Source organism: Amycolatopsis sp. Poz14, from assembly GCF_006704225.1.
In the GTDB taxonomy this organism is placed as follows: Bacteria; Actinomycetota; Actinomycetes; order Mycobacteriales; family Pseudonocardiaceae; genus Amycolatopsis; species Amycolatopsis nivea.
In genome coordinates, this window is sequence record NZ_JACLHD010000001.1 from 7,299,988 (window position 1) to 7,313,194 (window position 13,207).

Below are 13,207 nucleotides of genomic sequence, written 5' to 3' on the forward strand. Positions count from 1 at the left end.
AGAAGCCGCCCGTCCGGGGGCGCGACACTGGCGAGGATGAGATCCACAGCGGGTGTCCGTCACGCTCCGGATACGTCAGGACTGCGAGAGAAACGGCGCGCGGAAAACTTTCCGGTGGCCCTGCGGGTGCTGCCGGAACGGCTGCGCGCCGACCTTGTCGCGGTCTATTCCGTCGCGCGCACTGTGGACGATCTGGGCGACGAGGCCGAGGGCGACCGGGTCGCGCAGCTCGAGGCGTTCTCGGCGGACCTGGCCGCCGCGTTCGGCAACGGGGAACCGGAACATCCCGCTGTCCGTGGACTTCTCCCCGCGATTCGCGCCGGACGGCTGACCGAGGAACCGTTCCAGCGGCTCGTCCAGGCGAACATCCAAGACCAGCGCGTGCACCGTTACCCGGTCTTCGCGGACTTGCTGGCGTACTGCCAGCTTTCCGCCGATCCCGTCGGGCGGATCGTGCTCGACCTGCTCGGGGTGGCCGACCCGGCCGCCGCGGAGCTGTCCGACCGGATCTGCACCGGGCTCCAGCTCGTGGAGCACTGGCAGGACGTCGGCGAGGACTACCGCAACGGGCGGGTGTACCTGCCGCAGGAGGATCTCGCCGAGTTCGGCGTCGCCGAGGAGGAATTGGGCGCCGCGCACGCGTCGCCCCGGATGAAAGCGCTGATGCGGTGGGAAACCGGCCGCGCCGCCGCCCTGCTGGGCGGCGGCGCGGATCTGCTGGGGCACCTGTCGGGCTGGGGGCGGTTCGCGGTGAGCGGCTTCCTCGCCGGCGGGCTCGCCGCGGTCGACGCGCTGCGCGCGAGCGGCGGCGACGTGCTGTCCGCACCGGTCCGGCCGAGCCGGGCCGGGCTGCTGAGTTGGCTGGGGTGGCTGCAAGTCGGCACGAGGAGGCGGTCCGGATGACGGCAATGGGCACTGTGGACGAGGCCTACGCGCACTGCGCGACGGTCACCAAGGAACAGGCGCGCAACTTCTACTACGGAATCCGGTTGCTGCCGCCGGACAAACGCGCGGCGCTGTGCGCGGTGTACGCGCTGGCCAGGATCATCGACGACATCGGCGACGACACCGAAGCGTCCGCCGAGACCAAGCTGCAGGGGCTCGCCGGGGTCCGGAAATCGCTCGGCGACCTGTCCGCGACCGCGGATCCGGTGTACGTCGCGGTCGCCGACGCGGCGCGCCGGTACCCGATTCCGCTCGGCGCGTTCGAGGAACTGCTCGACGGCGTCGAGATGGACGTGACCGGGCGCGAGTACGTGCGGTTCGAGGAACTGGTCGAGTACTGCCGGTGCGTGGCGGGTTCGGTCGGGCGGCTGTGCCTCGGCGTGTTCGGCAGCCGTCCGGAGCCGAACGCTCCGGTGTACGCCGACGAGCTCGGGATTGCCTTGCAGCAGACCAACATCCTCCGCGACATCCGCGAGGACCTGCTCAACGGCCGGGTGTATCTGCCCAAAGAGGACCTCGACCGGTTCGGCGTCGAACTGTCCGTCGGACCGGACGGGAAGCTGGCCGACCCGGAAGGCGGGCTCACTGCGCTGATCCACGACAGCGCCGCGCGGGCCCGCGACTGGTACTCCCGCGGTCTCCGCCTGGTGCCCTCTTTGGACGGTCGCAGCGCCGCGTGCTGCACCGCGATGTCAGGCATCTACCGCACCCTGCTGGACCGGATCGACGAACAGCCCGCGCGCGTGTTCGACCGCAGGCTTTCGTTGTCCGGCCGGGAAAAGGCGGTGGTGGCGTTCCGGGCGCTGACCGGGATCGGCCGATGACCGCCCCGGTCGCGGTGGTCGGCGGTGGGCTAGCGGGCATCGCCGCCGCACTCGCCTGCGCCGACGCCGGACGGCCGGTGACGCTGTTCGAGGCGCGGCCGCACTTGGGCGGGCTCACGCATTCGTTCGCTCGCGGCGAGCTGCGGGTCGACAATGGACAGCACGTGTTCCTTCGCTGCTGCACCGCTTATCGCGCGCTGCTGGACCGGCTCGACGTCGCGGACCGGGTGACGCTGCAGCCTCGGCTGGAAATCCCGATCCGCCTGCCGGGCGCGGCCGCGCCGACCTGGCTGCGCCGCGACGACCTGCCCGCGCCGCTGCACCTGGCCACGTCGCTGCTGCGCTACGACCCGCTGCGCCCGCTCGACCGCGCCCGGTTCGCGCTCGCCGCGCTCGCGTTGCGCCGGGTGGACCCGAAGGCGGACCGCACAGACCGGCAGTCCTTCGGGGAATGGCTGCGGCGGCACGGACAAAGCGCGGCGGCGATCGAAGCGTTGTGGGACCTGGTCGGCGTGGCAACGCTGAACGCGACGGCCGACGACGCGTCGCTCAGTCTCGCCGCGACAGTGTTCCAGGAGGGGCTGCTCACCGACCCGGCCGCCGCCGACATCGGCTGGTCGCTCGTGCCGTTGCGGGAACTGCACGGCGATCCGGCGCGCGAACGGCTGACCGAGGCCGGGGCGGACGTCCGGCTCGGCACGAAGGTGCGCGCGATCAGCGAAGGCTGGCAGGTCGTCACCGATCGCGGCGAGGAGGAGTTCAGCCAGGTCGTGCTCGCCACTCCCCCGCCGGTGACCGAACAGCTCGCGCCCGCCGGGGCGATCGGGCTGCCGCCGGGCTGGTCCGGCGGGCTCGGCAGCTCGCCGATCGTGAACGTGCACGTGGTGCTCGACCGGAAAGTCCTCGACGAACCGTTTGTCGCGGGCGTGCGCACACCGGTGCAGTGGGTGTTCGACCGAACGCGGCAGTCCGGTTTGGACTCCGGGCAGTACCTCGCGATGTCGCTGTCCGCCGCGGACGCGCAGATCGATCTGCCCACCGCGAAACTCCGCGAACAGTTGCTGCCCGAGCTGCTGGCGCTGCTGCCCGAGGCGCGCGGCGCGCAGGTGCTCGACTTCTTCGTCACCCGCGAGCGGCACGCGACGTTCCGGCCCGGCCCCGGCACCGCCTCGCTGCGCCCGCCCGCGCGCACCGCGCTGCCCGGCCTGTACCTGGCGGGCGCGTGGACCGCGACCGGATGGCCCGCCACGATGGAGGGCGCCGCGCGCAGTGGCGCAGCCGCGGCCGCCGCCCTTCTCCAGCACAACGGTAAGAGGGAGGGAGTCGGAGCATGACCGCCAATCTGTTTTCTGCCGAGAAAACGCGTTCAGCGGTGCCGCCGGTGCTCGGCAGCGCGCGGGACGTCGTGCAGCCAGCGTTGCGCGCCGCCGTCGACCGGCTGGACGACACCAGCCGCGCGATCAGCGCCTACCACCTCGGCTGGACCGACCCGAACGGCGTGCCGGTCCAGGGCAACGGCGGCAAGGCCGTGCGTTCGGCGCTCGCCTTGGTGTCCGCGCGGGCCGCGGGCGCGCCGGTGGAAGTGGGCGTGCCCGGCGCGGTCGCGGTGGAACTGGTGCACAACTTCTCGCTCGTCCACGACGATCTGATGGACGGCGACACCGAGCGCAGGCACCGGCCGACGGTGTGGGCGCTGTGGGGGTCCGCGAGCGCGATCCTGACCGGGGACGCGATGCTCGCCCTCGCGCAGGAAGTGGTGCTGGACAGCGGTTCCCCGCACGCGGTCGCGGCCGGGCGGCTGCTCACCGAGACCACGCGACGGCTCATCCACGGCCAGTTCCTGGACGTCGCGTTCGAGCAGCGCGACGACGTCGTCCTCGCCGAATGCGTGACGATGGCGGCCGGGAAAACCGGTGCGCTGCTGTCCGCCAGCGCCGCGATCGGGGCCGTGCTCGCCGGCGCGCCCGCCGAGGTGGTCGACGCGCTGGCGGTGTTCGGCGAGGAGATCGGCCTCGCGTTCCAGCTCGTCGACGACGTGCTCGGCATCTGGGGCGATCCGGCGGTCACCGGGAAATCGGTGTACTCCGACCTGCGGGCGCGCAAGAAGTCGCTGCCGATCACCTACGCGACCACGCACGGCGGCGCGGCGGGCCGCCGGTTGGCGGAATGGCTCGCCGGAGACGACGACACCGACCTCGCGCGGATCGCCGCGCTGGTGGACGACGCGGGCGGCCGCGAGTGGGCCACCGCGGAAGCGGCGCGGCACGTCGCCGCCGCGGAGCAAGCGCTGGCCGCCGTCCCGCCGGGCCCGCGCGACGACCTCGTCTCGATCGCCCGTTTCATCGCCGGAAGGGAAGCGTGATGACCCAGACCGTCCCCCGCACGTCCGCGCCCGCCGCCCGCACCGCCTCGGACACTGTCGCGGCGGCCGTCGAGTTCCTGCGCCGCGAGCAGGACCGCGCCGGATGGTGGAAGGGCGAACTCGCCACCAACGTCACGATGGACGCCGAAGACCTGTTGCTGCGGCACTTCCTCGGCATCCTCACCCCGCAGATCGCCGAGGAGTCCGCGCGCTGGATCCGCTCGCAGCAGCGCGCCGACGGCACCTGGGCGAACTTCCCGGACGGCCCGGCCGACCTGTCCACCACGGTCGAGGCGTGGGTCGCGCTCCGGCTGGCCGGCGATCCGGCGGACGCCCCGTGGCTGGCCACGGCGGCGGAGTGGATCCGCGAGCAGGGCGGGATCGAGGCGACGCGGGTGTTCACCCGGATCTGGCTCGCGATGGTGGGCCAGTGGTCGTGGGACGACCTGCCGAGCCTGCCGCCGGAGCTGATCTTCCTGCCGTCGTGGTTCCCGCTCAACGTCTACGACTTCGCCTGCTGGGCCCGGCAGACCATCGTGCCGCTGACCATCGTCGGCACGCTGCGCCCGGTGCGGAAGCTGCCGTTCGATGTCGCCGAACTGCGCACCGGCAAGCGTCCGCCGAAGACGCGCGCGCCGTGGACGTGGGACGGCGTGTTCCAGAACCTCGACACCGCGCTGCACGCCTACGCGAAACTGCCGCTCAACCCGGTGCGGAAGCTTGCGATCAAACAGGCTGCGGAGTGGATCCTGGCGCGGCAGGAGGCGGACGGTTCGTGGGGCGGGATCCAGCCGCCGTGGGTGTACTCGATCCTCGCGCTGCACCTGCTCGGCTACTCGCTCGACCATCCCGCGCTCAAGGCCGGGATCGCCGGGCTCGACGGGTTCACCATCCGCGAGAAGACCGAACAGGGCTGGGTGCGCCGCCTCGAAGCGTGCCAATCTCCGGTGTGGGACACCGCGTTGGCGATGACCGCGCTGCTCGACGCGGGTGTCTCCCCCGGCGACCAAACCCTGGTGCGCGCCGCTGATTGGATGCTGGGCGAGGAAATCCGGGTGCCGGGCGACTGGGCGGTGCGGCGGCCCTCGCTGAAACCGGGCGGGTTCGCGTTCGAGTTCGCCAACGACGGCTACCCGGACACCGACGACACCGCCGAGGTGGTGCTCGCGCTGCGGCGGATGGGCAAACCGGACCACCTGCGGATCCGCGAGGCGGTCGACCGGAGCGTCGCATGGCTGGAGGGGATGCAGTCCGGCGACGGCGGCTGGGGTGCGTTCGACGCGGACAACACGCAGGTGCTGACCACTCGGCTGCCGTTCTGCGATTTCGGCGCGGTGATCGATCCCCCCTCGGCGGACGTGACCGCGCACGTGGTCGAAATGCTGGCCGCGGAAGGGAAATCCGGCAGCCGCGAATGCCGTCGCGGGATCCGGTGGCTGTGGGACAACCAGGAAGAGGACGGCTCGTGGTTCGGCCGGTGGGGCGCGAACTACGTGTACGGCACGGGCGCGGTGGTGCCCGCGCTGGTCGCGGCCGGCGTCACTGGTGCTGACCCGCGGATCCGGCGTGCGGTGAAGTGGCTGGCCGAGCACCAGAACGACGACGGCGGGTGGGGCGAGGATCTGCGGTCCTACGACGACCGGGCATGGGCTGGGCGCGGCGACTCGACGCCGTCGCAGACCGCGTGGGCGTTGCTGGCGCTGCTGGCTGCCGGGGAGCGGGAGTCCACTGTGGTCACGAGGGGCGTCCAGTGGCTGGTCGAACGGCAGCGGCCGGACGGGGGCTGGGACGAGGACAAGCACACCGGAACCGGGTTCCCCGGCGACTTCTACCTGTCGTATCACCTGTACCGCGTGGTGTTCCCGTTGTCCGCACTAGGCCGATATGTACGAGGCGGGTCATGACCCCGATCGTCTGCACCCCGTTGCGGATCGAACAGGCCGCCTTGCGCGGTCCCGATCCGCGGACGGTCCACACCGGACTCGGGCCTCGCCGGGCCGCCGCCGCTGCGGCCCGGCTCCCGTCCGGACCGCGGATCGTCGCGGGGATCGGCGGCGGGCTCACCCCGTCGGTACGACCGGGGGACGTGGTGGTCGCCACCGAGGTGCGCGGTCCGTCCGGAGTGGTGCCGGTGCCGTCCGCGCCGCTGCTGGCGGGTGCGTTGCGCCGTCTCGGGCTCACTGTCCATCTCGGACCCGTGGTCGGCAGTTCGCATGTGGTGCGGGAGCGGGAACGCGCTTCGCTGACTTCGAGTGGTGCGCTGGCGGTCGACATGGAGTCCGCGTGGCTCGCGGCCGACGGTGAACCGTTCGCTGTGGTACGCGCCATTGTGGACACTGTCGGTGCGCCGCTGCTGCATCCCTCGACGGTCTCGAATGGACTCGCCGGGTTGCGGAGTCTGCGCCGGGCCGCTCCCGCGATCACTGCGTGGACTGAAGCCGTAGGGCCGCGAACGGTGTTGCTGGCTAGTCCGCGATCGTTCTGTGCCGGGGTGGAGCGGGCGATCGAGATTGTCGAACGCGCGCTGGAGAAGCACGGCGCGCCGGTGTACGTGCGTCGGCAGATCGTGCACAACACCCACGTCGTGCACCAGCTGCAGGGGCGCGGCGCGGTGTTCGTGGACGAGGTGGAGGAAGTTCCGGAAGGCGCGACGCTGGTGTTCGCCGCCCACGGAGTCTCCCCGGCGGTTCGGCGCGCCGCGGCGGATCGCGGACTGTCCGTAGTGGACGCGACGTGTCCGTTGGTTACCAAGGTGCACAACGAAGTCCGCCGTTACACCGGTCGCGGCGAGACAGTGTTCCTCATTGGACATGCCGAGCACGAGGAGGTCGAAGGAACCGTCGGGGAAGCGCCCGACAATGTGGTGGTCGTCGGCGATGTCGCAGCCGCCCGGACGGTCACCGTGCGCGACCCGTCGCGAACCGCCTACACCATGCAGACCACGCTGGCGCTCGACGAGGCCGAAGAGATCGCTTCTGTGCTGCGCGAACGATTCCCCGGCCTTTCCTCGCCGCGCAAGGACGACATCTGTTACGCCACCACCAACCGGCAGCAGGCTTTGCGCGCGATCGCCCGCGACGTGGATCTGGTGCTGGTGGTGGGTTCCGGCAACTCGTCCAACTCGCGGCGGCTCGTGGAGGTCTCCGAACGCGAGGGCACCCCGGCGGTGCTCGTGGACGGCTGCGGCGACGTCGACCTGCGCCGGCTCGCCGGGGCCGGGCGGATCGGGCTCACCGCGGGAGCGTCCGCGCCGCCGCGTCTGGTGTCCGAAACAGTCGAGGCCCTTCGCGGATTGGGTCCGGTCAGCGTCGCGGAAAACGCGCTGACAGAAGAAGAAATGACGTTCACCCTACCTCGGGAGGTGCTCTGAGCGATGGCCATGCCGTTGCGCCAGTCTCTTCGGCTGGGCGGTTACCTGATGAAGCAGAAGCTGATGCGCAAGGAGAAATTCCCGCTCCTGGTCGAGCTGGAACCGCTCTTCGCGTGCAATCTCAAATGCGGCGGCTGCGGCAAGATCGCGCAGCCGCACACCCTGCTGAAACAGCGGATGCCGGTGGAGCAGGCGGTCGGGGCGATCGAGGAGAGCGGCGCGCCGATGGTGTCGATCGCGGGCGGCGAACCGCTGATGCACCCACAGATCGACGAGATCACCCGACAGCTGCTCGCCCGCAACAAGATCATTTTCCTGTGCACCAACGCGCTGCTGCTGCCCAAGCACATCCACAAATTCAAGCCGCACCGCAATTTCGCGTGGATGGTGCACATCGACGGCCTCGAAGACCGGCACGACGCGTCGGTGCGCAAGGAGGGCGGTTTCCAGGCGGCGGTCGACGCGATCAAGCTCGCCAAGGAAAAGGGCTTCCGCGTCATGACGAACACGACGTTCTTCACCGGGGACACCCCGCAGGACGTCATCGACGTGCTCGACTACCTGAACGACCTCGGCGTGGACAACATGCAGATCTCGCCGGGCTACGCGTACGAGAAGGCCCCGGACCAGGACCACTGGCTCGGCGTGCAGCAGACCCGCGAACTGTTCGCCAAGGCTTTCGGCGGCGGCAACCGGAAACGCTGGCGGCTCAACCATTCGCCGGTGTTCCTCGATTTCCTCGAGGGCAAACGCGACCTGGAATGCACGCCGTGGGGCATCCCGTCGTATTCGCTGCTCGGCTGGCAGCGTCCGTGCTACCTGCTCGACGACGGCTACGCGGAGACCTACCGGGAACTCATCGAAACCACCGAATGGGAGAACTTCGGCCGCGGCAAGGATCCGCGCTGTTCGAACTGCATGGCGCATTGCGGCTACGAACCCACCGCGGTCATCGCCACGCTCGGCTCACTGAAGGAGTCTGTCCGGGCCGCCGTCGGCCACTGACCCGCTGTCCGTGAAGGGCCCCTTGAGGGAAGCTGATTCCTTCAAGGGGCTTTTCATTTGCCGGACGGACAGCCGGCGTGCCATGATGAGCGCATGCGTGCACAGCGATTTCTTCGCCCCCGGGGAGTGCCCGGGGGCTGCGCGTGCGCGCCGGGTTCCGCCCGCTGACGTCCGCGTCTCCCCACACTGCCCGGGGGTGAAGTCCAGCACTTCACAACCCGAAGGCAGGAATCTGTGGACCCCCTTGACCCCGTCTCGATGCTGCGCCGGATCACTGCGCTGACCGAGGCCGCGCTCGCCGATCTCGCCCAGGCCGGCACTCCGGCTGCCGTCGCTGACGTGCGCCGTTCCATGCTCGGCAAGTCCAGCCCGCTCGCCGCCGTCCGTCGCGAACTCGGCCGCTGCGACCCGGCCGCCCGAAAGCAGCTCGGCCTCGCGCTTTCCAAAGCACACCAGCGCATTGCCGCTGCGCTGGAAGAAAAGCTCGCCGCGGAAACCGCGCTGGACCGCCCGCTCGATCCGACCATTCCCGGCCTCCCGCCGCCGACCGCCGGACTGCACCCGGTCACCCAGCTGAGATACGACCTCGACGACGCCTTCCGCGCGCTGAACTTCGCGATCGTCGAGGGCCCGGAAATCAGCTCCGCGAAAATGGAATTCGATCGGCTCAACTTCCCCGCCGACCATCCGGCGCGCGAAAGCATGGACACCTACTGGTTGGCCGACGGCCGCTGCCTGCGACCGCACCTGACCGGCGCGAGCGTCCGATACCTGAGCACGCACGAACCACCGATCCGGATCGCCTATCCAGGCCGGGTTTACCGCAACGAAAGCACCGACGCCCGGCACGAACGCGCGTTCTTCCAGTACGAGGTGCTGGTGGTGGACGAAACCGTCCCGCTCGCCACCGCCCGGTTCCTCGTCGACACCATTCTCGGCACGGTGTTCGGCGAACCAGTGCGGACGCGGATGCGAGCCGGGTACTTCCCTTTCGTGGAGCCAGGTTTCGAGATCGACATGCTCTGCCGGGTGTGCTCCGGACGCGGCTGCCGGACCTGCGGGCGAACCGGCTGGCTCGAGGTGATGCCCGGCGGCAGCCCGCATCCGAACGTGCTGCTGGCCGCCGGACTCGACCCGGCGCGGTGGTCCGGCTGCTATCTGAACGTCGGCCTGGACCGGCTGGCGATGATGCGCTACGGCATCGACGACGTCCGGCTGATGCACAGCGCCGACCTGCGCTTCCTCTCCCAATTCGCGTGAAAGGCCCGCTGTCGTGAAGATTTCCCGGGACTGGCTGACCGACTACGTGCCGCTGCCCGGCCGTTCGCCGGACCAGCTGGCACACGACTTGACCTTGAAGACCGTCGAAGTCGAGGGTTACGACGTGATCGACGGTGACGTCGTCTTCGAGATCGACAACAAATCCCTCACCCATCGCCCCGATCTGTGGGGACACTATGGCATCGCTCGCGAGCTGTCCGTCCTCTATGGACTCCCGCTGACTCCGCTCCCCCGGGTCGCCCGGCCGCCGAACGCCACCGGCCTCACCCTGGCCGATCCCGCTTGGCATCGGCGGATGCTCGCCCTGCAGTGCACAGTGGACAGTTCCGTGCCAACTCCGGCTTTCGTCCGCGACCGGCTCCGGCGCATCGGCGAACCAAGCCGGGACCTGTGCGCCGATCTGAGCGCGTACGTGATGTATGCCGTCGGACAACCAAGTGACGTCCGTGCTTCCAGTGCGTCGGTCGTGCTGGAGATCCCGACCCTGCTACCCAGCCGAGCCCGCCGCAGCGCCCGCACCGAAGCTTCAGTACGCCAAGAGAAAGGCCTCGACACTCAACGCGCCGATCAAGCCGCCGATCTCTTCCTCCACCTCCTGACCGAAGCCGACCCGTCGGCCGCAGCACTCGGCGTGGAAGACATCCTCCTCGCCGCGACCCGACGAGCCGAAATCGAGATCAGCCTCGCGGAAATCGAACGCCGGATCGGCATCCCGCTGCCGCCGGACGAAATCCTGCGCATCCTCCGCGCCCTCGGCTGCACCGCCGAAATCACCGGGGAGCTGCTGCGAGTAGTCGCTCCGTCGTGGCGTTCCACCGGCGATCTCTCGCTCCCCGTCGACATCGTCGAGGAGCTGGCCCGGATCCACGGCTTCGACGCGCTGCCCGCGCCGCGGCCCGTCGTGCAGCTGGACTCGCGCCCTCGGCTCCCCTTGAGCCGCCAGGTCCGGGAAGTGCTCGCGGCGCGCGGCGGGGCAACCGAAGTGCTGACCTACCCGTGGTCCGCCGATTACCTGCTCGCCGCGTGCGGACTCGACGCCGACCTCACGATCGACCACCCGCCGGCGCCGGATCGCGCCCGGTTGCGCCCGTCGCTGATCCCGAACCTGCTCGAAGCCGCGGCCGCCAACCTGCGCTACTACGACGAGTTCAGCCTCTTCGAAGTCGGCACCGTCTTCGCCGCGGGCGAGCGGACGTCCGCCGGAATCCTGCTCGCCGGACCGGACGGGGCCGACCTGTTCCGCCGGGCCAAAGGGCTGGCCGAGCTGATCCGCCGGTACTGCCATCTCACCGCGCTGGACCTGTCCGGCACCCCCGGCCCGGCCTGGACGGACCCGTCGGCCCGGCTCGCGATCCGCCCGGCCGGGACGCTGGCGCTGGTCCGGCCCGCGGTGCTCCGGGCGGCGGGCATCGACCGGGGCGCGATCGCCTGCGTCGAACTGGACCTCGACGCACTGCGGACGCACCCGTCCCGCGAGAACCGCTACACCCCGGTCGGCGACCTGCCCGAATCGGACTTCGACCTGTCCGTCCTCGCGGCCGACACCGTGCCGTGGTCGCTGGTCGCCGAGACCGCGACGCAGGCTCATACCTTGGTGCAGCGAGTGGCGTACGTCGGCGAGTACCGGGATTCGAGAATTCCGGTCGACCACCGTTCGCTCACCTTGCGGGTCACCCTCCGCCCGAGGTCCGCGACGCTGACCGCGGGCGAAATCGCCACCGCCCGTTCCGAAGTGCTCGCTGCACTGGAGCGGGCGGGGGCGCGGTTGCGGTGAGCCTCAGCCGAGACCAGATTGGGCGATGACGTGCGCGATGCTGATTCGGACCGCAGTGAATCCACTGTGGACGAACGAATCGGCAAGGTCCACTGCGGACTGACCGGGATAGTAACGCTCGGCGATCCCCGCCGCGACTCGCCTGATCTGGTCCGGCTCGGCAGAAACCCGAGCCTGCCCTTCGACGGTCACGAAGCTGTACGGCTGCCGCTCATCGCTGACGCAGACCGCGACCCGGCCGTCCCGCGCAAGGCTTTTGCCCTTGACGCTTCCCGGCGACAAGGCGAAGACAAGTTCGTCGCCGTCGAGGACGAAGCAGATCGGCGTGACGTGCGGACGTCCGTCAGCACGAGTGAGGGCCAGGTGCGCAAGCCTCGTACCCTCGGAGAGGAAGGCGCGCCATTCGCTGTCGGTCATGGTCGTCATCAGTGGGTTCCTTTCTCGGTTGACTGCCGCTCGCGAAGCCGTCCAGCGACGGCTTGCTGGGCAAGGAAAAGCAGAATTCCGGCGGCGAAAGCCACTACGCCCAGCCAAGTTCGGCCAGCTTGCTCAAGCAACGCCGTACCGAGCATCGGGCCGAGAACCGCGCCAAGGCTCCACGCACTCGACGCGACACCCATATACCCGCTGCGCAAATCAGGTGGCGCGAGAGCCGCGAACGTCGCACCGAACTGGACCGCCAACCCGATCTGCCCGAGGCTGAGAACAAGAATCGCGACGGCGTAGCCAGCAATGCTCTGGGACACGGCGGCCAGAGCGCCGCCAACGCCCGCCAACAACATCGAGGTAGCAAGCACTGTCGCACGGTCGCGATTCGCCAACACCGCAGCAGCGAACGGTTGCAGGACAACGATGGCGAACCCGTTGAGCGCAAGCACGGAACCGTAAGTCGCGGAACTGAACTGCTGCGCGGTCATCAACAACGGCAATGTGGCGAACGCCTGCATCAACAACGTGAAACAGCCGACGTGGATCAGCGTCATGATCCTCATGAGACGGTCCGCTCGCAACACTGGCAGCAGTGCGCGTCGCCCATGACTCGGTCCAGAATGAGTCTCTGGCACCGCAGTCACCACGATCACCGCGGCAACCAGCATCGCGACCGCGTTCAACCAGAACAGCAGCCCGTAGCCGCGAGCCGCCAACACCCCGGAAACCGTTGCCGCGACGGCATATCCGAGGTTCGCCGCCCAGTAAAGCAAACTGTACGCGCGCACCCGCTGCTCCGGCGGAAGGTCCGCCACCGCTGCCGATCCCGCCGGACGGAAGAGCCCAGCAGCGAGACCGTAGCCCACCGCCGTTGCCCAGATGACCGGCGTCGCGGCGGCGGATCCCAAGGCGGCCAACGCGATCGCCGTCCCGAGAAACCCGAGAAGCATCGTCCTCCGCCGCCCGATCCGGTCCCCCAGCCAGCCCCCGAGCAGCTGCGACCCGAAGTCGCCGATACCCACCGCCGCCACCACGGCACCCGCCGCCGTCGGGGTCATCCGCTGTTCCTGCGTCAGGTACAGCACCAGCATCGGCTGCACGAACGCGCCGCCCCGGGCGACGAGGTGGCACGCCCCCAGCGTCCACGCGCGCGACGGCAGCTTGCGAGTTCTCCCGGCGGCGATCGTTGCGACTGTCATGGCAACGACGCTAAGAGT

General features: G+C 69.9%; 11 protein-coding genes. 9 read left to right on the forward strand and 2 right to left on the reverse strand.

Annotation, left to right across the window (positions count from 1 at the left end; genetic code table 11):
- The first annotated feature begins 36 nt into the window (after window positions 1-36).
- From hpnC to FKO37_RS33920, 9 genes are all read left to right on the forward strand, one after another.
- On the forward strand, window positions 37-903 hold the full coding sequence (gene hpnC, locus FKO37_RS33880; RefSeq protein ID WP_240014267.1) for a squalene synthase HpnC: 867 nt from the start codon (window positions 37-39) through the stop codon (window positions 901-903).
- A gap of 5 nt (window positions 904-908) precedes the next feature.
- Window positions 909-1,769, forward strand: coding sequence for a presqualene diphosphate synthase HpnD (hpnD, locus tag FKO37_RS33885; protein ID WP_238608376.1), 861 nt, complete (start codon window positions 909-911; stop codon window positions 1,767-1,769).
- Window positions 1,766-3,103 (forward strand): hydroxysqualene dehydroxylase HpnE, encoded by a 1,338-nt coding sequence (hpnE, locus tag FKO37_RS33890; RefSeq protein WP_238607170.1) that lies wholly within the window; start codon window positions 1,766-1,768, stop codon window positions 3,101-3,103. The genes hpnD and hpnE overlap by 4 nt, the downstream gene beginning before the upstream one ends.
- Window positions 3,100-4,131 (forward strand): polyprenyl synthetase family protein, encoded by a 1,032-nt coding sequence (locus FKO37_RS33895; RefSeq protein ID WP_238607171.1) that lies wholly within the window; start codon window positions 3,100-3,102, stop codon window positions 4,129-4,131. Before hpnE ends, FKO37_RS33895 begins: the two co-directional genes overlap by 4 nt.
- On the forward strand, window positions 4,131-6,035 hold the full coding sequence (gene shc / locus FKO37_RS33900) for a squalene--hopene cyclase (protein ID WP_238607172.1): 1,905 nt from the start codon (window positions 4,131-4,133) through the stop codon (window positions 6,033-6,035). Before FKO37_RS33895 ends, shc begins: the two co-directional genes overlap by 1 nt.
- The gene (ispH, locus tag FKO37_RS33905; protein WP_238607173.1) at window positions 6,032-7,501 is read left to right on the forward strand and encodes a 4-hydroxy-3-methylbut-2-enyl diphosphate reductase; all 1,470 of its coding nucleotides are present in this window, start codon (window positions 6,032-6,034) and stop codon (window positions 7,499-7,501) included. The genes shc and ispH overlap by 4 nt, the downstream gene beginning before the upstream one ends.
- A 3-nt stretch (window positions 7,502-7,504) precedes the next feature.
- A complete protein-coding gene (gene hpnH, locus FKO37_RS33910) occupies window positions 7,505-8,506 on the forward strand; it encodes an adenosyl-hopene transferase HpnH (protein ID WP_037819406.1) in 1,002 nt (333 codons plus the stop codon).
- 234 nt (window positions 8,507-8,740) lie between these two features.
- Complete coding sequence (locus FKO37_RS33915) at window positions 8,741-9,766, forward strand: phenylalanine--tRNA ligase subunit alpha (RefSeq protein WP_238607174.1); 1,026 nt, start codon at window positions 8,741-8,743, stop codon at window positions 9,764-9,766.
- A gap of 13 nt (window positions 9,767-9,779) precedes the next feature.
- Window positions 9,780-11,561 (forward strand): hypothetical protein, encoded by a 1,782-nt coding sequence (locus FKO37_RS33920; RefSeq protein WP_238607175.1) that lies wholly within the window; start codon window positions 9,780-9,782, stop codon window positions 11,559-11,561.
- A gap of 3 nt (window positions 11,562-11,564) precedes the next feature.
- Here FKO37_RS33920 and FKO37_RS33925 read toward each other — a convergent pair whose 3' ends face one another.
- A complete protein-coding gene (locus tag FKO37_RS33925; protein WP_238607176.1) occupies window positions 11,565-11,987 on the reverse strand; it encodes a PPOX class F420-dependent oxidoreductase in 423 nt (140 codons plus the stop codon).
- Window positions 11,987-13,189, reverse strand: a complete 1,203-nt coding sequence (locus FKO37_RS33930) for an MFS transporter (protein WP_374204422.1) — start codon at window positions 13,187-13,189, stop codon at window positions 11,987-11,989. Before FKO37_RS33930 ends, FKO37_RS33925 begins: the two co-directional genes overlap by 1 nt.
- Window positions 13,190-13,207 lie beyond the last annotated feature (18 nt).